16 protein-coding genes and 1 riboswitch are annotated in these 17,464 nt (G+C 64.0%); of the genes, 7 read left to right on the top strand and 9 right to left on the bottom strand.

Annotated features, from left to right (window positions below):
• The gene (locus BM279_RS02120; RefSeq protein ID WP_093500507.1) at positions 1 to 471 is read left to right on the top strand and encodes a chemotaxis protein CheW; all 471 of its coding nucleotides are present in this window, start codon (positions 1 to 3) and stop codon (positions 469 to 471) included.
• A 313-nt stretch (positions 472 to 784) separates the two neighbouring features.
• Positions 785 to 1,312 (top strand): ferritin-like domain-containing protein, encoded by a 528-nt coding sequence (locus BM279_RS02115; protein WP_093500505.1) that lies wholly within the window; start codon positions 785 to 787, stop codon positions 1,310 to 1,312.
• A gap of 34 nt (positions 1,313 to 1,346) precedes the next feature.
• Here the strand turns inward: BM279_RS02115 and BM279_RS02110 are convergent, their stop codons facing one another.
• Positions 1,347 to 1,868: a cytochrome b gene (locus BM279_RS02110; protein WP_093500503.1), complete on the bottom strand. Its 522-nt coding sequence runs from the start codon at positions 1,866 to 1,868 to the stop codon at positions 1,347 to 1,349.
• 126 nt (positions 1,869 to 1,994) lie between these two features.
• The gene (locus BM279_RS02105) at positions 1,995 to 2,714 is read right to left on the bottom strand and encodes a 16S rRNA (uracil(1498)-N(3))-methyltransferase (RefSeq protein ID WP_093500500.1); all 720 of its coding nucleotides are present in this window, start codon (positions 2,712 to 2,714) and stop codon (positions 1,995 to 1,997) included.
• Between the two features lie 383 nt (positions 2,715 to 3,097).
• On the opposite strand from BM279_RS02105, the gene BM279_RS02100 reads away from it, so the two are divergent.
• Positions 3,098 to 4,408, top strand: a complete 1,311-nt coding sequence (locus BM279_RS02100; RefSeq protein WP_093500498.1) for an OprD family porin — start codon at positions 3,098 to 3,100, stop codon at positions 4,406 to 4,408.
• A 45-nt stretch (positions 4,409 to 4,453) separates the two neighbouring features.
• Here the strand turns inward: BM279_RS02100 and BM279_RS02095 are convergent, their stop codons facing one another.
• Complete coding sequence (locus BM279_RS02095; RefSeq protein ID WP_093500495.1) at positions 4,454 to 5,857, bottom strand: adenosylmethionine--8-amino-7-oxononanoate transaminase; 1,404 nt, start codon at positions 5,855 to 5,857, stop codon at positions 4,454 to 4,456.
• Positions 5,858 to 6,122: 265 nt separating this feature from the next.
• Between BM279_RS02095 and BM279_RS02090 the strand changes: the two genes are divergently transcribed.
• Both BM279_RS02090 and BM279_RS02085 read left to right on the top strand, forming a co-directional pair.
• Entirely contained in the window at positions 6,123 to 6,668 is a 546-nt protein-coding gene (locus BM279_RS02090) for a cytochrome b (RefSeq protein ID WP_093500493.1), read from the top strand.
• A gap of 62 nt (positions 6,669 to 6,730) precedes the next feature.
• Entirely contained in the window at positions 6,731 to 7,309 is a 579-nt protein-coding gene (locus BM279_RS02085) for a YceI family protein (RefSeq protein WP_093500491.1), read from the top strand.
• A 98-nt stretch (positions 7,310 to 7,407) separates the two neighbouring features.
• On the opposite strand, the gene rhlE2 is transcribed toward BM279_RS02085, so the two are convergent.
• The 5 genes from rhlE2 to ahcY form a co-directional block, all read right to left on the bottom strand.
• The gene (gene rhlE2, locus BM279_RS02080) at positions 7,408 to 9,258 is read right to left on the bottom strand and encodes an RNA helicase RhlE2 (protein WP_178109841.1); all 1,851 of its coding nucleotides are present in this window, start codon (positions 9,256 to 9,258) and stop codon (positions 7,408 to 7,410) included.
• A 239-nt stretch (positions 9,259 to 9,497) separates the two neighbouring features.
• A complete protein-coding gene (locus tag BM279_RS02075; RefSeq protein WP_093500489.1) occupies positions 9,498 to 10,244 on the bottom strand; it encodes a siderophore-interacting protein in 747 nt (248 codons plus the stop codon).
• A gap of 69 nt (positions 10,245 to 10,313) precedes the next feature.
• Positions 10,314 to 11,687: a nucleotide 5'-monophosphate nucleosidase PpnN gene (ppnN, locus tag BM279_RS02070; protein WP_093500487.1), complete on the bottom strand. Its 1,374-nt coding sequence runs from the start codon at positions 11,685 to 11,687 to the stop codon at positions 10,314 to 10,316.
• Positions 11,688 to 11,936: 249 nt separating this feature from the next.
• A complete protein-coding gene (metF, locus tag BM279_RS02065) occupies positions 11,937 to 12,779 on the bottom strand; it encodes a methylenetetrahydrofolate reductase [NAD(P)H] (protein ID WP_093500485.1) in 843 nt (280 codons plus the stop codon).
• 56 nt (positions 12,780 to 12,835) lie between these two features.
• Positions 12,836 to 14,245, bottom strand: a complete 1,410-nt coding sequence (gene ahcY, locus BM279_RS02060) for an adenosylhomocysteinase (RefSeq protein ID WP_093500483.1) — start codon at positions 14,243 to 14,245, stop codon at positions 12,836 to 12,838.
• A gap of 66 nt (positions 14,246 to 14,311) precedes the next feature.
• Positions 14,312 to 14,464: riboswitch (S-adenosyl-L-homocysteine riboswitch) on the bottom strand.
• A gap of 254 nt (positions 14,465 to 14,718) precedes the next feature.
• Here ahcY and BM279_RS02055 point away from each other — a divergent pair.
• The gene (locus BM279_RS02055) at positions 14,719 to 15,108 is read left to right on the top strand and encodes an acyl-CoA thioesterase (protein WP_093500481.1); all 390 of its coding nucleotides are present in this window, start codon (positions 14,719 to 14,721) and stop codon (positions 15,106 to 15,108) included.
• Positions 15,109 to 15,193: 85 nt separating this feature from the next.
• Here the strand turns inward: BM279_RS02055 and ligB are convergent, their stop codons facing one another.
• On the bottom strand, positions 15,194 to 16,864 hold the full coding sequence (gene ligB / locus BM279_RS02050; protein WP_093500479.1) for an NAD-dependent DNA ligase LigB: 1,671 nt from the start codon (positions 16,862 to 16,864) through the stop codon (positions 15,194 to 15,196).
• Positions 16,865 to 17,090: 226 nt separating this feature from the next.
• Here ligB and BM279_RS02045 point away from each other — a divergent pair, with 226 nt between their 5' ends.
• Positions 17,091 to 17,414 carry a hypothetical protein gene (locus BM279_RS02045; RefSeq protein WP_093500477.1) on the top strand — a complete coding sequence of 108 codons (324 nt, stop codon included), beginning with the start codon at positions 17,091 to 17,093 and terminating at the stop codon, positions 17,412 to 17,414.
• Positions 17,415 to 17,464: the final 50 nt, after the last annotated feature.

Below are 17,464 nucleotides of genomic sequence, written 5' to 3'. Positions count from 1 at the left end.
ATGAGCCAAGCCGTCGCTACCCAGAACAGCGTCAGCAGCCTGACCGGTCTGGTCGTGCCGCTGGCCGATCGCACGCTGCTGCTGCCCAACGTGGCGGTGGCCGAGCTGATTCCCTATCGCGCGCCACCGGCCATGGGCGGTATGCCGGACTGGTTTCTCGGTCAGGTGGCCTGGCGCGATCTGAGCCTGCCGTTGCTGAGCTTCGAGGCCGCCAGTGGCGGGCAGCCGGTGGTCGGCAGTGGCGCGCGGATCGCCATCCTCAACGCCCTGGGCGGGCGCGCCAACGTCAAATTCATTGCTCTGCTGGTGCAAGGAATTCCACGCTCCCTGCGAGTGACCGAGGATCTGCCACGTGCCGATGCCGAACTGGCGCCGCTGGAGCTGGCGGCGGTAAAGGTGGATGACGTCGTGCTGCGCATCCCCGATCTCGAAGGTCTCGAGCAACTGCTTGCCGATGCCGAGCTGATCTAAGAGTCTGTTCAAAGTCTCGCGAGCTAGAGCAAAGCAAGGCCTAGGCGGCCCCGCAAAAACAGGCGAGGACCGGTCGGAGTCGCGCTCGACTTTACGATCTGTAAATGAGCAGTCCGACTGGGCTGGCAATCCAGCCTGTCTTTAATGCCGCATTGCCCGCGCGCAGCTGACTTTGAACAGGTTCTAGGCCACAGACGAAACAGCAGTAACACTCAGAAACAGGTCAAACTTTTCTTCTTCGCAGCGACTCACACACGAGTGACGCCGGCCAGCAGAGCGGGCGCACTCAACCGTAAGCCGATGGAGAAAAGCCATGAGCACCCCTCTTACCGATATCAGCATTCTGCGCCAGCGTGCCCGCCAGCACCTCGAATCCGGAGCGATCACTGAGGGCTACACGGCCGACCGTGAAACCGTGCTGCGCCTGCTCAACGAGTCGCTGGCCACCGAGCTGGTCTGCTACCTGCGCTACAAGCGCCACTACCACATGGCCAGCGGCCTCAAGGCCAGCGTGGCGGCGGCCGAGTTTCTCGAACATGCCCAGCAGGAGCTGGAGCACTCCGACAAGCTGGCCGAGCGCATCACCCAGCTTGGTGGCGAGCCGGATTTCAACCCGGCGACGCTGACCGCGCGTTCCCACGCCGAGTATGTCGCGGGCAGTTCGCTCAAGGACATGGTGACCGAGAACCTGGTGGCCGAGCGCATCGCCATCGACAGCTATCGCGAGATCATTGCCTTCCTCGGCAACGATGATCCGACCACGCGACGCATCTTCGAAGACATCCTCGCCCAGGAAGAAGAACACGCCGACGATATGGCCGATATCCTCGACGATCTCTAAGGCGTTGGCCGGGGCGCGTTCAACGCCCCGGCGATCAGCGGCGCGGCAGCATCGCTCGCAGCACGCCGTCGCGCAGCCCATAGTGGTGCCAGAGCGCCATGCAGGCGTGGCCCAGAATCAAGGCAAACAGTAGGTACTTGGCCGTCAGATGAAACTGGCGGGCCAGGGCGCGGGTTGCATCGGAAACCGGCAACGGATCGATGGTCACCAACCAGAACATTTCCACCGGCCGCTTGCCGAACAGCAGGCCGCTCAGGGGCATCGCCAGCAACAGCACATAAAGGACGCCATGGCCCAGTTTCGCCGCGGTGTGCTGCCAGCGTGCGTGGTCGGCCAACAACCGCGGTGTGCCTTGCCGAGCACGCACCAGCAGGCGCAGCACGGTCAGCAGCAGAATGGTCAGGCCCAGGGATTTGTGCAGGGTGAACACCCCGCCAGTGCCGCCGAGCAGATCGGCAACCAGATCCTGGGCATAAGGCAGCGACAGGGTGCAGATGACCAGCAGGGCGCTGAGCCAGTGCAGCGTGATCTGGGTGCCGGAATAGCGGTCATTCATGGTGGGTTCTCATCATGCCCGGTGCGCACGGGCCGTCTGCTGATGATAGCCAATTGGCCACAGTTTTCTTGCGGCTTTGCGCGATGCGCTGTCTCCACACCGACGGAGTGGGTTTTGAACCGGTTCCTAGAAATCGCCCCACAAGTGCTGGGCTAGCGCCAGGCCCGCCACCGGCGCGGTTTCGGTGCGCAGTACGCGCGGCCCCAGACGCGCGGCGTGGAAGTCGGTGCCCTGCGCCTGCTCGACTTCGGCATCGGTCAGGCCGCCCTCGGGGCCGATCAGAAAGGCCACCGACGCGGGTTTGGCATGGCTGCTCAGCGGCTCGGCAACGGGGTGCAGCACCAGCTTGAGATCCGCCCGGGTTTGCTGCAACCAGTCGGTCAACGTGATGGGCGGATGGATCAGCGGAATCACCGAGCGTCCGCACTGCTCACAGGCGCTGATCGCCACTTGACGCCAGTGGGCCATGCGTTTGTCGGTGCGCTCATCCTTCAGGCGTACTTCGCAGCGCGCGCTGATGATCGGACTGATCACTTGGGCGCCCAGCTCGGTGGCCTTCTGGATCGCCCAGTCCATGCGCTCGCCACGGGACAGGCCCTGGCCCAGGTGGATGTGCAGGGGCGACTCGGCCTGCCCGGCGAACTGCTCGCGCAGCTCGACGCGCACCGTCTTCTTGCCCACCTCGACCAGCTCGCCGAGAAACTCCTGGCCGCTGCCATCGAACAGCTGCACCGCGTCGCCCGCGGCGTGGCGCAGCACCCGGCCAATGTAGTGGGCCTGAGCCTCGGGCAGTTCGTGTTGGCCGAGGGAAAGGGGGGCGTCGATGAAGAAGCGGGAAAGGCGCATGGTCGGTGACGGATACGGGCTGAGGGTGGGCAAGCATAACCGGATGGTCGTTTTTCTGCAGGCCGTCGATGACCGCAGCGCTGCTGCAGGCCACGCGGTGGTTGGTGTGAGTCGCTCGCGATCGGTGTACAGGAGCGCCGCTTGCCGGCATCGAGGGTTGCGACGATGCGTCCATTGGCCATAGGGTAAAAAAGAACGGCCTTGCTCCCGGGCCGCATTCCCGGGGCGCTTCAACACGGCAGGGCTGATCAAGGGGTGGGTGGCTCACGCGAACGCACGTCAGGCAGGGGAAACCTGTTGCCGTGCAGCGGCGTGGGCGCTGCAGCCCATCCTGTTCCAAGGGCGGACTATCCGCCGCTACATTCCACGCATAGGGAATAATAATGATCGTGCAACGTACCGGATTATCGTTGATGGCGCTGAGCGCCAGTCTTCTGGCCATTTCCACCGCTCAGGCGAACCAGGCCGAATCCAAGGGTTTTCTCGAAGACAGCACGCTGAATCTGCTGATCCGCAATGTTTACTGGCATATGGATCGCCATGCGAGCGGGGCCCAGGACAACCGCGAATGGGGCCAGGGTTTTCACCTCGAATACAGCTCGGGTTATACCCAGGGCGTCGTCGGTTTCGGCGTCGATCTCAATGCCTACATGGGCATCAAGCTGGACAGCGGGCGAGGGCGATCGGGCTCCGGGTTGCTGCCGGTGGACTCGTCCACCAACCAGGCTGACGACGAGTTCGGCACCCTCGGTGGTGCCGTGAAAATGCGCATTTCCAATTCGGAACTCAAGTATGGCCAGCTGCGGCCCTACAACCCGGTGATCGCGGTTGCCGATGCTCGCCTGGTACCTGCCACCGCGACCGGTTTCCAGCTGACCAGCACCGAGATTGATGACCTGACCATCGACGCAGGCCATTTCACTTCGTCCAAGGATTTCAACCAGGCCGGTAGCCGCGATGGCTTCTACAGCACCTACGCGCCAGGAGCCGAAGGTGGCAGTGTCGATTATGTCGGGGCCAATTGGGTAGCCAGCGATGCCTTGAGTTTCAGTGCCTATGCCTCGCGCTATGAAGACCTGTGGCGTCAGTACTACGGCAACGCCATCTACAACCTGGCAATCGATGACCAGCAGGCGCTGAACTTCGATTTCAACATCTATCGGACGCTGGATGAGGGCAAGTCGGTCGCCGGCGACATCGACGTCACCGCCTGGTCGCTGGCCACTGCCTACTCGATCGGTGCGCATACCTTCACCATCGCCCACCAACGGGTGCATGGCGATCAGCCGTTCGACTACCTGACGCTCGGCGGCGGCGGTGCGCAAGACTCCATCTACCTGGCCAACTCGTCGCAACTGGTGGATTTCAACGGCCCGGGCGAGCGCTCCTGGCGCGCTACCTACGCCATGGACCTGGCCAGCTACGGGGTGCCGGGGCTGTCTTTCTACGTCTCGTACATCCGCGGTGACAACGTCGATGGCAGCAAGATGGACGCGTCCAGCCCCTACGCCTATTACGCCGACAACGAGAAGCACTGGGAGCGCGATGTGAACGTGCAATACGTGGTGCAGAGCGGCGCGGCCAAGGACCTCAAGTTCCGTCTGCGCCAGGCCACGCATCGTATCTCCGGAACCTCGGATGTGGATTCCGGTCAGGTGCGTTTCATCGTCGAGTACCCGCTGAGCGTGCTCTGAGCACGGCATGACGGCAGGTAGGGGCGTGCCCACCTGCCGGCGCCGTCAGCCCGGATCGCGGAAGCCCGGATAGCGGGTGTCGCCAACCGGCACGCTGACCGAAGTGCGGGTGGCCAGGTCGATGCCTTCGCTTGCCACGTCAGCGAGAAAGCCGATCTGCTCCTCGCTGATCACGTAGGGCGGCAGGAAGTACACCACGCTGCCCAGCGGCCGCAGCAGGGCGCCGCGGGTCAGGGCGTGCTGGTACACCTTGAGGCCACGGCGTTCCTGCCAGGGATAGGCGACCTTGCCGGCCTTGTCCTGCACCATTTCGATGGCCAGGGCCATGCCGGTCTGGCGCACTTCGGCCACGTGGGGGTGATCGACCAGGTGTGCGGTCGCGCTCGCCATGCGCGCGGCGAGTCGTTTGTTGGCCTCGATCACGCCGTCCTCCTCGAAGATATCCAGGGTCGCCAGGGCGGCGGCGCAGGCCAGCGGGTTGCCGGTGTAGGTGTGCGAATGCAGGAAGGCGCGCAGGGTGGCGTACTCGTCGTAGAACGCGGCGTAGACCTCATCGGTGGTCAGCACCGCGGCCATCGGCAGGTAGCCGCCGGTGAGTGCCTTGGACAGCACCAGAAAGTCCGGGGTGATGCCGGCCTGCTCGCAGGCGAACATCGTGCCGGTGCGGCCGAAACCGACGGCGATCTCGTCATGGATCAGGTGCACACCGTAGCGGTCGCAAGCCTCGCGCAGCAGCTTGAGGTAGATCGGGTGGTACATGCGCATGCCGCCGGCGCCCTGGATCAAGGGCTCGACGATCACTGCCGCCACTTCATGGTGGTGTTCGGCGAGCGTCTGCTCCATGGCGGCGAACATCGTCCGTGAGTGGTCTTCCCAGCTCACGCCGTCCGGGCGCAGGTAGCAGTCCGGGCTCGGCACCTTGAGGGTGTCGAGCAACAGCGCCTTGTAGGTGTCGGTGAACAGCGCCACGTCGCCCACCGACATCGCCGCCACGGTTTCGCCGTGGTAGCTGTTGGTCAGGGTCACGAAGCGTTTCTTGGCAGGCTGGCCGCTGTTGAGCCAGTAGTGAAAGCTCATCTTCAGCGCCACCTCGATGCCCGAGGAACCGTTGTCGGCGTAGAACACCCGGCTCAGCCCCGGCGGCGTGATCTGTACCAGCCGCTCGGATAGTTCGACCACCGGCTGATGGCTGAAGCCGGCCAGCATCACGTGCTCGAGCTGGTCGACCTGCTCTTTGATGCGCTCGCCGATACGCGGGTTGGCGTGGCCGAATACATTGACCCACCAGGAACTGACGGCATCCAGATAACGTTTGCCCTCGAAGTCCTCCAGCCACACACCTTCGCCACGACGGATCGGAATCAGTGGCAGGCGCTCGTGGTCCTTCATCTGTGTACAAGGGTGCCAGAGGACGTCCAGATCACGCTGCATCCAGTGTTGGTTACTCATCGAGCCGCTCTCCCAATTGTCAGCGGGCAAGCCTATCAGATGCGCGCGCCTGCGGTTTTCCGCCGTCCGCCACCGTCGATCCGCTGAAAGTGACCGTTCGGGTGCGAGGCGTTGAACGGCTCGGATGCGTCAGGGACTAAGCTCCTTGGCTTCTGGTGATGGTGTTCAGCTATCGCCTTTCTCGATATTTCACAGCAACAATTTCTGCTATTACTCGATAGGTTTGTTGCTAATCTCTGTCCAACTCAATTCTTGGAATCAGGCCATGCAGTGGCGTAATTCTACCTCTCGTTACGGTCTCATCAGCGTTTCCCTGCATTGGCTGGTGGCCATCGCGGTATTCGGGTTGTTCGCACTGGGCTTCTGGATGGTCGGGCTGAGCTACTACAGCAGCTGGTACCAGACGGCGCCGAATATTCACAAGAGCATCGGTATCCTGCTGTTCATCGTCATGCTGGCGCGCCTGGCGTGGCGCCTGGTCAGCCCGCCGCCGCCGGCGCTGCCGGAGCATGGTCGGCTGACGCGAGTGGCCAGCAAGCTGGGGCATGGCTTCCTGTACCTGGGGCTGTTCGTGCTGATGACTTCCGGCTACCTGATCTCCACCGCCGATGGCCGGAGCATCAGCGTGTTCGGCTGGTTCGAGGTGCCGGCGAGCGTGACCAGCATTCCCAATCAGGGGGATGTCGCCGGCCTGATTCATGAATACCTGGCCTGGGCTATCGTGATCTTTGCGGTCCTGCATGGCCTGGCTGCGTTGAAGCACCACTTCATCGACCGTGATCGCACCTTGCTGCGTATCTTCGGGCGCTGATCTTCCTGCGGTTTCGGCGTTGCTCTGCAGCGCCATCCATTTTCATCTCACAAGGAGTTCCCATGTTGAAGAAGACTTTCGCTGCACTGGCGCTGGGTACCGCTCTGCTGGGCGCTGGCCAGGCAATGGCTGCCGACTACGCCATCGACAAGCAAGGCCAGCACGCCTTCGTCAATTTCAAGATCAGCCACCTGGGCTACAGCTGGCTGTACGGCACCTTCAAGGATTTCGACGGCTCCTTCAGCTTCGACGAGAAGAACCCCGAGGCCAGCAAGGTCGACGTAACCCTGAAGACCGACAGTGTCGACACCAACCACGCGGAGCGCGACAAGCACATCCGCAGCGCCGACTTCCTCAACGTCAGCAAGAACCCGACCGCGACCTTCAAGTCCACGTCGGTCAAGTCGACTGGCCAGGGCGCTGCCGACATCACTGGCGACCTGACCCTCAACGGCGTGACCAAGCCGGTTGTGATCGCTGCCAAGTTCATCGGCGAAGGCAAGGACCCATGGGGCGGCTACCGTGCCGGCTTCGAGGGCAGCACCAAGCTGAAATTGAAGGACTTCAACATCGAGAAAGATCTGGGCCCGGCTTCGCAGGAAGTCGAGCTGATCATCTCCGTAGAAGGTGTGCGCAAGTAAGTCTTACGCTAGAAACAAAAACGCCGGCTCTGAGCCGGCGTTTTTGTTTGTGGAGCTTTTGAATACCGGGGCCGCAAGCCCCGGTATTCAAGAGGCCGTCACTCGCTGTCGCGGTTGCGGGTCAGCAGAGCGGGCTTCTCGCCACGCGGACGGCTGCTCGGCAACTGATCGAGCTGTTCGGCGGTCGGCAAACGGTCGCTGCGCGAAGCCTTGTGCATGATGATCGGCTGCTTCTCGGGGGCGTCGCGACGCGGGCCTTCACGGCGTGGCAGCTCGTCGCGGTTCAGCGACGTGACGACGTTGTCACGCGCGCCACGGCTACGGTTGTCGCCGCCACGGCCACGACCGCCGCCTTGACCCTGGCCCTGACGTTTGCCGCCGCCATTGGCGCTGCCGCCACCGCCGGTGCGTGGGCCCTTGCCCTGACCGCGCGGTGCCTGACCGGCGCCGCCAGCATTCTGGCCGCCGCCCTGGCGACGGCCACGGCCCTGGGGCTTGTTCTGGGTCGGTACGTAGTCGACACGGTTGCCGAAGTTGTCGATATCGTCGTCGCGGAATTCATCCGGCGCGCGATCCGGTGGCAGGGCGGGAGCGCCTGCAGCCGGTGCCGGGCGTGCCTGGCTGCGCGGCTGCTGGCCGCGGGCCGGCTTGGCTTTGGCCTGGGGCTGGCTCTTGGCCTTGCCGCCATCCTTGCCCTTGTCGCGACGGCCGCCATTCTGGCGCTCGCCTTCGGCCTTGGCACCGCGCGGCTGGCGCGGCTTCTGCGGCTCGCGTACTTCCGGGCGCTCGGCCTCGACCTTGCTGGCATCGAAGCCCATCAGATCGCCGTCCGGGATCTTCTGCTTGGTCATGCGCTCGATGCTCTTGAGCAGCTTTTCCTCGTCCGGCGCGACCAGGGAGATGGCTTCGCCGCTACGGCCGGCACGACCGGTACGGCCGATACGGTGCACGTAGTCTTCCTCGACGTTGGGCAACTCGAAGTTGACCACGTGGGGCAGCTGGTCGATGTCCAGGCCGCGGGCGGCGATGTCCGTGGCGACCAGGATGCGCACCTTGTTGGCCTTGAAGTCGGCCAGGGCCTTGGTACGGGCATTCTGACTCTTGTTGCCGTGAATCGCGGCAGCGGTCAGGCCGTGTTTTTCCAGGTACTCGGCCAGGCGGTTGGCGCCGTGCTTGGTGCGGGTGAACACCAGCACCTGTTCCCAGGCACCGGCGGTGACCAGGTGAGCGAGCAGGGCGCGCTTGTGGCTGGCCTGCAGGCGGAACACGCGCTGTTCGATGCGCTCGACCGTGGTGTTCGGCGGCGTGACCTCGATGCGCTCGGGGTCGTGCAGCAGCTTGCTGGCGAGGTCGGTGATGTCCTTGGAGAAGGTCGCCGAGAACAGCAGGTTCTGACGCTTGGCCGGCAGGCGGGCGAGGACTTTCTTCACATCGTGGATGAAGCCCATGTCGAGCATGCGGTCGGCTTCGTCCAGCACGAGGATTTCCACGTGGGACAGATCGACGCTGCCTTGCCCGGCCAGGTCGAGCAGGCGGCCCGGGCAGGCGACCAGAACGTCGACGCCCTTGGCCAGGGCCTGCACCTGCGGGTTCATGCCGACGCCGCCGAAAATGCAGGCGCTGACGAATTTCAGATCGCGGGCATACAGCTTGAAGCTGTCATGCACCTGGGCAGCCAGTTCGCGGGTGGGGGTGAGCACCAGCACGCGGGGCTGTTTCGGGCCGTGGCGCTGTTCGCGATCCGGATGGCCGTTGGGGAACAGCCGCTCGAGGATCGGCAGGGCGAAGCCGCCTGTCTTACCTGTACCCGTCTGGGCCGCCACCATCAGGTCGCGACCTTGCAACGCGGCGGGGATGGCCCGCTGTTGCACCGGAGTGGGCTGGGTGTAGCCGGCGGCTTCGACCGCGCGGACCAAAGCCTCGGAGAGACCGAGGGAGGCAAAGGACATGTGCAATCCTGTCTGGTGAGGGCGTGGCCCTATAGGTGTAGTGCCTGGCTTGAATCGCACGTGGGGCGTGCAATCCCGTCCGGTACTGCTGGCCACTGGGGGCAGCATCCGGGCGCAAGCCTGGCGGGAAGGCCCGAGTGTAACAGGATTGGCGGGGTTGGGCACAACTTGCCGCCAATTGGTGTCGCGCTATCCCTTGTCACTCGGGGGTTACAGCGATTGGCCGGTGGCCTTGGCGATCACTCGCCCTGCGCCTCGGCGTCCTCGCGTTTTACGGTTTTGTGCTGATCTTCGCTGCTGCCCAGCTTCCAGTAACTGGAGATGTACAGGTCCTTGCGGTCGATCTGCCGCTCCTCACGAAAGTGCTGGCGCAGCGCGCGCATGCCGCTGAACTCACAGGCTGCCCAGATGCTCGGGCGGCCCGGCAGCCAGGCGAGCTGGCGCACGTGGTCGACCAGCAGCTGTGGGTTCTGGCCCGGATGCGGGTTGATCAGCCAGTGCAGCTCGACGCCAGCGGGATGGCGCAGCGGCTGAATGTCCTGGGCGTCGATCACTTCGATCACCGCATGGCCACGGGCATCGGCGGGCAGCTGTTCAAGGTTCACGCTGATCGCCGGCAGGGCGGTCATGTCGCCGATCACCAGAAACCAGTCGGCGCTGTTGTCGACCAGCTTCTTCGGCCCCGGCCCGCCGACGAGGATGCTGTCGCCAGGTCTGGCGGCCATGGCCCATTGCGAGGCCGGGCCGGCATCCTCGTGCAGCACGAAGTCGACGTCGAACTGGTCGACACGCTGCTGGCGCACGGTGTAGGTGCGTACCAGGTTCTTGTCGCTGCCCGGGGCGGTAAACATCAGCTTAATGTAGGCGCTTTCCTGATCCGCCGGAAAGCTGTCGATCTCACCGCCTCCCAAGGTCACGCGCAGCATGTGCGGGGTGACCTGGGTGGAGGCAATGACCTGAAGGGTGCGGGGAGCCGGACGTGCCATCGGATACTCCTGTGCAGGCGGCTGTTTGAGCCAAGCGGCGAAGGGCGCTGACCCCTCACCTTCGACGGTTTAGCTGACGACGCGATAGCAGGGCACGTAAGCCGAGCCGCCGGGCAGCTTCATGCGGTGCTGCTCGACGAACGCCTGCAGCAGACGATCCAGCGGTTGCATGATGCTCTTGTCGCCGCGCAGCTCGTAGGGGCCGTGCTCCTCGATCAGCTGGATACCGTGGGCCTTGACGTTGCCGGCGACGATGCCGGAGAAGGCGCGGCGCAGGTTGGCGGCCAGTTCGTGGGTCGGCTGCTCGCGAGTCAGGTTGAGGCCCGCCATGGCTTCGTGAGTCGGCTCGAACGGGTGCTGGAAGCTCTCGTCGATCTTCAGCAGCCAGTTGAAGTGGAAGGCGTCGTTACGCTCGCGGCGGAACTGCTTGACCGCCTTGATACCGGCCGCCATATGGCGGGCCACGGCAGCCGGGTCATTGGGGATCAGCACGTAGCGGTTCTGCGCTTCGCGGCCCAGGGTGGCGCCGATGAAGTCGTGCAGCTGCTGCAGATAAGGCTCGGCGCTCTTCGGGCCGGTGAGCACCAGCGGGAAGGGCAGCTCGGCGTTGTCCGGGTGCATGAGGATGCCCAGCAGGTAGAGGAATTCCTCCGCCGTGCCGGCGCCGCCCGGGAAGATGATGATGCCGTGGCCGAGACGCACGAAGGCTTCCAGGCGCTTTTCGATGTCCGGCAGGATCACCAGCTCGTTGACGATCGGGTTCGGCGCCTCGGCGGCGATGATGCCCGGCTCGGTCAGGCCCAGGTAGCGGGCGCCGACGATGCGCTGCTTGGCATGGGAGATGGTGGCGCCCTTCATCGGCCCCTTCATCACTCCCGGGCCGCAGCCGGTGCATACGTCCAGGGCACGCAGGCCCAGTTCGTGGCCGACCTTCTTGGTGTACTTGTATTCCTCGGTGCTGATCGAGTGCCCGCCCCAGCACACCACCATCTTCGGCTCAGCGCCGGCGCGCAGGGTGCGGGCGTTGCGCAGCAGGTGGAACACGTAGTCGGTGAGGCCGCTGGAGCTGTCCACGTCGACCCGCTTGTTCTCCAGTTCGCTCTGGGTGTAGACGATGTCGCGCAGGGCGCTGAACAGCATCTCGCGGGTGCTGGCGATCATCTCGCCATCGACGAAGGCGTCGGCCGGGGCGTTGATCAGCTCCAGGCGGATGCCGCGGTCCTGCTGGTGGATCTTCACTTCGAAGTCCGGGTAGGCCTCGAGTATGGTCTTGGCGTTGTCGCTGTGCGAGCCGGTGTTGAGGATCGCCAGGGCGCACTGGCGAAACAGTGCGTAGACGCTGCCCGAGCCGGTCTCGCGCAGTTGCTGGACTTCACGCTGGGAGAGGGTTTCCAGGCTGCCTTTCGGCGACACCGAGGCGTTGATTTTCTGGCGAGTGAGCATGCAGGCATCCCGTGGTAGCGCGACAACTCGAGCCGATCCTGGCTGATCGCGCATTGATGAATTCGTCCCGGCAGCCATGCCCCCTGTTGGGGCATCCGGGCGCCTGTACTGTCGACCAGCAGGGGGCTTCGGGTCAACGGGTACGCGGCTGACAGGTCCATGCAACTGGCTGGTGCAGTGGATTTCGTCGCCTGTTAGGAAAGAAAAAGGCCGCGAAAGTTCGCTCTTTCGCGGCCTCCGAGGCCGGTATCAGCCCTGCAGGTTCTTCCAAACCGCCAGGCTGGGGGCGGCCTGGTTGAGGGTGTAGAAATGCAGGCCGGGTGCACCACCTTCGATCAGGCGTTCGCACAGGCCGGTGATCATCTCTTCGCCGAAGCGCTGGATGCTCTGGGTGTCGTCGCCGTAGGCTTCCAGTTGCTTGCGAACCCAGCGTGGCAGCTCGGCGCCGCAGGCGTCGGAGAAGCGCGCCAGCTTGCTGTAGTTGGTGATCGGCATGATGCCCGGGATCACCGGGATATCGACGCCCAGCTTGCGAACGCGCTCGACGAAGTAGAAGTAGCAATCGGCGTTGAAGAAGTACTGGGTGATCGCGCTGTCGGCGCCGGCCTTGGCCTTGCGCACGAAGTTGGCTATATCATCCTCGAAATTGCGGGCCTGGGGATGCATCTCCGGATAGGCCGCCACTTCGATATGGAAGTGATCACCGGTTTCCGCGCGAATCAGCTCGACCAGGTCGTTGGCGTGGCGCAGCTCACCGCTGGACATGCCCATGCCCGACGGCAGGTCACCGCGCAGGGCGACGATGCGGTTGATGCCCTTGCTCTTGTACAGGTTGAGCAGCTCGACCAGTTCGGCCTTGCTGTCGCCAACGCACGACAGGTGCGGCGCCGTCGGTACCTTCACTTCGCTGTCGAGCTGCATCACGGTATTGAGGGTGCGGTCGCGGGTGGAACCACCGGCGCCGTAGGTGCAGGAGAAGAAGTCCGGGTTGTAGCCGGCCAGCTCTCGCGCGGTATTCAGCAGTTTCTCGTGTCCGGCATCGGTCTTCGTCGGGAAGAATTCGAAGCTGACGTTGGGGCGTTTCTGAGACATGACGATTCCTTCGGGCTACGCGGCGCGGACCTCGGGCCCGCGCCGCGTACCGCCTATCAGTAGCGGTAGCTGTCCGGCTTGAACGGACCTTCGACGGTCACGCCGATGTAGTCGGCCTGCTGCTTGGTCAGCTGGGTGACGACGCCACCGAAGCCCTTGACCATCTCCAGGGCGACTTCTTCGTCCAGCTTCTTGGGCAGCACTTCGACGGTCAGGCGCGCGGCTTTCTTCTCGGCGGAGAGGTCAGCGAACTTCTGCTCGAACAGGAAGATCTGCGCCAGTACCTGGTTGGCGAACGAGCCGTCCATGATGCGGCTCGGGTGGCCGGTGGCGTTGCCCAGGTTCACCAAGCGGCCTTCGGCCAGCAGGATCAGGTAGTCGTCGTTGGCAGCGTCGAAACTGCCGGCGCCGGTGCGGTGGATCTTGTGCACCTGCGGCTTGACCTCTTCCCATGCCCAGTTCTTGCGCATGAAGGCGGTGTCGATCTCGTTGTCGAAGTGACCGATGTTGCAGACCACGGCGCGCTTCTTCAGGGCCTTGAGCATGCCGGCGTCGCAGACGTTGGCGTTGCCGGTGGTGGTGACGATCAGGTCGATCTTGCCCAGCAGCGCCTTGTCGATGCAGGCGTCGGTGCCGTCGTTACGGCCGTCGATGTACGGCGAAACCAGCTCGAAGCCGTCCATGCATGCCTGCATGGCGCAGATCGGGTCGATCTCGGAAACCTTGACGATCATGCCTTCCTGGCGCAGTGAAGCGGCCGAGCCCTTGCCCACGTCGCCGTAGCCGATGACCAGCGCCTGCTTGCCCGACAGCAGGTGGTCGGTGCCGCGCTTGATGGCGTCGTTGAGGCTGTGACGGCAGCCGTACTTGTTGTCGTTCTTGCTCTTGGTGACCGCGTCGTTGACGTTGATCGCCGGGACTTTCAGGGTGCCGGCCTTGAGCATGTCGAGCAGGCGGTGCACACCGGTGGTGGTCTCCTCGGTCACGCCGTGGATGCGCTCGAGCATCTGCGGGTATTTCTTGTGCAGGATCTCGGTCAGGTCACCGCCGTCGTCCAGCACCATGTTGGCGTCCCACGGCTGGCCGTCCTTGAGGATGGTCTGCTCGATGCACCACTCGTACTCCTGCTCGGTCTCGCCTTTCCAGGCGAATACCGGGATGCCGGCGGCGGCGATGGCGGCAGCGGCCTGATCCTGGGTGGAGAAGATGTTGCAGGACGACCAGCGCACTTCGGCGCCCAGGGCGGTCAGCGTCTCGATCAGCACGCCGGTCTGGATGGTCATGTGGATGCAGCCGAGGATCTTGGCGCCCTTGAGCGGTTGGCTGGTGGCGTACTTGCGGCGCAGGCCCATCAGTGCCGGCATCTCGGATTCGGCGATGATTAGCTCGCGGCGGCCCCAGTCGGCCAGGGAAATGTCGGCGACCTTGTAGTCGTTGAAAGCAGCGCTCATGCAGTAACTCTCCATTAGGTTGTCTGCTGTCGACAGGTGCAACCTTGCCAGCGTCGGATGACGCGCAGGTGTCACACGATTGTCGAGTGGGCGCCGTTGATGCGTTTGCTAAACGCCCCATCCGAGCCTGACAGCCTGAAAGGTTGATTCGAATCTGCCGATAAGCATTGTGGGAATACAGGGCTTTGGGATTCGAAACAAATCTTTCAGGTTGCTGCAGCGCCCCTCGGACAGGTGGCGGGAACGCCCGGTAGCGGGCGCGTATAACTGGGCGATTATAGACGCGCCGGCGCGCGAGCCCAAGGTTTTCCATCGCGCTTATCGGCGTTTCTCGGCGGATGCCGACAGGCGTGACGCACGTTCGTCGCCAGCCTCGCTGAACCCGGCCCGATAGCCTGTGTCGATAACCATTATCGATAGCGCGGCAATGATCCACTCGCCAATCTTTGCGATCATTACGGCCAATGGAACGACGGACAGGAGGGTGCATGAACTTTCATACGCGCAAGTGGGTAAAGCCAGAGGACCTCAACCCCAACGGCACGCTGTTCGGTGGCAGCCTGCTGAAGTGGATCGACGAGGAGGCGGCGATCTACGCCATCATTCAGCTGGGCAGCCAGCGCGTGGTGACCAAGCTGATTTCCGAGATCAACTTCGTGTCCTCGGCGCGGCAGAGCGACATTATCGAGCTGGGCATCACCGCCACCGATTTCGGCCGCACCTCGATCACCATGCGCTGCGAAGTGCGCAACAAGATCACCCGCAAGAGCATCCTGACCATCGACAAGATGGTCTTCGTGAATCTCGGCGAGGACGGTCAGCCAGTGCCACATGGCAAGACCGAAATCACCTACATCAAGGATCAAATCAAGGATTGAGCCTGTGCCCGCCCGCCGCTGATCGGCGCCCCATGGCAAGGCCATGGGCCCGGCCAGCGGTGTCGGTCAGCCAGCGCTTTCGCCGCTACTGAAAGCCCGCCACGCCCGCTTCGCCCAACTGCTCGGACAGCGCGACGATGTCCTCATGCTGGAAAAACGCTTGCAGCCGGGTCGCGCGGGTCGGGCCGATACCGGGTAGCGTCTGCCAGTCGGCGAGGTTGCGTTGCTGCATTTGCCGCCAGCTATCGGCGGCCAGGCTGTCCGGGTTCACCGGTGCACCCAGTGCGCGCAACCAATCGTGGAAGGGCCGCTGTCGCGCTTCGGCAAAGCGCTGACCGAGCGCCCTGGCGCCTTGCGGGCCAATACCCGGCACCGCCATCAGCTTTTCTGAATCCAGATGCAGCCAGTCGAGCAGGCCATCGAGGTGCTGCGCCGCAAGCAGTTTCTGCCAGGTACCGGCGCCGATGCCCGTCAGGTTCAGGGCCTGCTTGCCGCTGAGCCAGGTGAGGCGAGCGTGAAACTGGCTGGCGCACGCGGGCGAGGCGCGCAGGCAACTCAGGGCGTGATAGTCATCCTCGTGCGGTATCTCCAGCACTGGGCGAGTGGCGCTTTGCAGTACCACGCTTTCCAACTGGGGAATGGTTTGTCCGGCCAGGCGAATGGCGACCTGATCGCCCGGGCGAATGTCCAATTGTCGCCAGCGCTCCAGCGAGCCGACACTGACCACGCGAATGGTGCGGTCATCGAGTTTTACCGGCTGCAGGCGCAGCAACGGGGTGATGCGCCCGGTACGGCCGATGCTGAATTCGACCGCCTCGACCAGCGCGAGCGCTTCGCTGGCCGGATACTTCCAGGCCGCTGCCCAGTGCGGCGGTTCAGCGCGCCAGCGATCGCTGCTAGGGCGCTGGCCCTGGCGCAGTACCACGCCGTCGGTGGCGAAGGGCAGCGGATTGCGATACCACTGCTCGCGCCAATACTGGGCTTCGTTGGGCGTGCCAATCGACTGGCTGTAAACGCTGCTGTCCTCGAAACCCATCCGCCCCAGGCCTTCCAGGCGCTGCTGCATATCGCTTGTGCCATTGGGCCAGTCCCAGACGAACAGTCCGATGCTGGCCGCTTGGTCCTGCTGCAATTGCTGACGGGCCATCAGGCCCGCCACCGTACTGCGTGCGGCGGCGCTGCCTTCGCGGGCCTGCACATGGCCCGGTCGCTTGAGGTACAGCTCGCCTTGCAGAATCAACTCGCTGTGCTCGCTCAGTTGCTTGGGGATGGCCGCGATCTGTGCAGCCTTGTGCATCCAGTCCTGGCCGCTGTTGCCATCGCCACGGCTGACCACCTGCTGCAGCTGGCCGCCTTCATAGCGCAGGGTGATTGCCACGCCGTCGACCTTGGGTTGTATCCACAGGTCGTCGCGGCTGGCCATCCACTGCGCGACGGCGCGCTCGTCCGCCAGTTTGCGCAGCCCGGTCTGCGCCACGGGATGCTGCACGGGGCCTCCGGCGCCGCTCAGCGGATTGGCGGTGCCGGCATCATTGCGGCAGCGCTGCCATTGTTCGAGGCGGGCGCGGGCCTGGTCGTAAAGCTCATCGCTGACCAGCGAGCGGCCCTGGCGGTGATAGGCATCGTCCCACTGCGCGATCTGGGTGGCGAGTTCGGCGACCTGGCGATCATGGGCTGGCGTCTGTGGCGGGCAGGTGTCGGCGAGGGCGGCGGCGGGCAGTAACAGGGAAATGCAGATAGCGATCCAGGCGTTCATGGGCGGAGCATCCTTGCTCGGGCGATGAATCTGCAGGCTAGTCGCCGCACCTTCAGGCCGCAAACCAGAGTCTTCTGGAAAGTGCGCATTGGCCGACATTTCCAGCACCCGACTATTTGTTGCGGAAAATGTCCGATGCTAAAGTTGCGGCCCCCGCACACACCAAAAGGACTTGCCCGGCGGCGGGATGTATTGCCGGGCCTCATCTCTGGAGGTCTAGACGCTCATGCGCATTTCCATTCTGCTGTGTTCCGCCGCCCTGGCCGTTGCCAGCTCGTTCGTCCATGCTGCCGATAACAATCAGCTCAAGTGTCAGCAGAAGATGGCCGCCAACGCCGACAAGATCGCCCAGGTCAAGCAGCTGGCCGGTCTGCTCGGCAACAAGCAGGCCGATGACACACTCGCCCAGGTCGAAGGCAGTTGCGACCAGCTCGGCGCCAACGCCGAAGGCAGCTCTGCTCCGGTTGCCCAGCAGGGCGATGGCAAGGCTGAAAACATCGCGGCTGCCGCCGAAACCCTGAAGAACCTGGGTTCGCTGTTCGGCAAATGATCCATTTGCCCGCCTGGCGGGCATGAAAAAGCCTCCGTGGACGTCGTGCC

Source organism: Phytopseudomonas straminea, assembly GCF_900112645.1.
Classification (GTDB): Bacteria; Pseudomonadota; Gammaproteobacteria; order Pseudomonadales; family Pseudomonadaceae; genus Aquipseudomonas; species Aquipseudomonas straminea.
This window is presented reverse-complemented; position numbering and strand designations above follow the sequence as displayed.

What these genes read in the sequence shown, in the direction of transcription:
- BM279_RS02115 (WP_093500505.1), top strand. Translation starts at nt 785, where the DNA reads ATGAGCACCCCTCTTACCGATATCAGCATTCTGCGCCAGCGTGCCCGC.
- ahcY (WP_093500483.1), bottom strand. Translation starts at nt 14,245, where the DNA reads ATGGAGAGTTACTGCATGAGCGCTGCTTTCAACGACTACAAGGTCGCC.
- BM279_RS02120 (WP_093500507.1), top strand. Translation starts at nt 1, where the DNA reads ATGAGCCAAGCCGTCGCTACCCAGAACAGCGTCAGCAGCCTGACCGGT.
- BM279_RS02095 (WP_093500495.1), bottom strand. Translation starts at nt 5,857, where the DNA reads ATGAGTAACCAACACTGGATGCAGCGTGATCTGGACGTCCTCTGGCAC.
- BM279_RS02110 (WP_093500503.1), bottom strand. Translation starts at nt 1,868, where the DNA reads ATGAATGACCGCTATTCCGGCACCCAGATCACGCTGCACTGGCTCAGC.
- BM279_RS02085 (WP_093500491.1), top strand. Translation starts at nt 6,731, where the DNA reads ATGTTGAAGAAGACTTTCGCTGCACTGGCGCTGGGTACCGCTCTGCTG.
- BM279_RS02105 (WP_093500500.1), bottom strand. Translation starts at nt 2,714, where the DNA reads ATGCGCCTTTCCCGCTTCTTCATCGACGCCCCCCTTTCCCTCGGCCAA.
- BM279_RS02090 (WP_093500493.1), top strand. Translation starts at nt 6,123, where the DNA reads ATGCAGTGGCGTAATTCTACCTCTCGTTACGGTCTCATCAGCGTTTCC.
- ppnN (WP_093500487.1), bottom strand. Translation starts at nt 11,687, where the DNA reads ATGCTCACTCGCCAGAAAATCAACGCCTCGGTGTCGCCGAAAGGCAGC.
- BM279_RS02100 (WP_093500498.1), top strand. Translation starts at nt 3,098, where the DNA reads ATGATCGTGCAACGTACCGGATTATCGTTGATGGCGCTGAGCGCCAGT.
- ligB (WP_093500479.1), bottom strand. Translation starts at nt 16,864, where the DNA reads ATGAACGCCTGGATCGCTATCTGCATTTCCCTGTTACTGCCCGCCGCC.
- metF (WP_093500485.1), bottom strand. Translation starts at nt 12,779, where the DNA reads ATGTCTCAGAAACGCCCCAACGTCAGCTTCGAATTCTTCCCGACGAAG.
- BM279_RS02045 (WP_093500477.1), top strand. Translation starts at nt 17,091, where the DNA reads ATGCGCATTTCCATTCTGCTGTGTTCCGCCGCCCTGGCCGTTGCCAGC.
- BM279_RS02055 (WP_093500481.1), top strand. Translation starts at nt 14,719, where the DNA reads ATGAACTTTCATACGCGCAAGTGGGTAAAGCCAGAGGACCTCAACCCC.
- rhlE2 (WP_178109841.1), bottom strand. Translation starts at nt 9,258, where the DNA reads ATGTCCTTTGCCTCCCTCGGTCTCTCCGAGGCTTTGGTCCGCGCGGTC.
- BM279_RS02075 (WP_093500489.1), bottom strand. Translation starts at nt 10,244, where the DNA reads ATGGCACGTCCGGCTCCCCGCACCCTTCAGGTCATTGCCTCCACCCAG.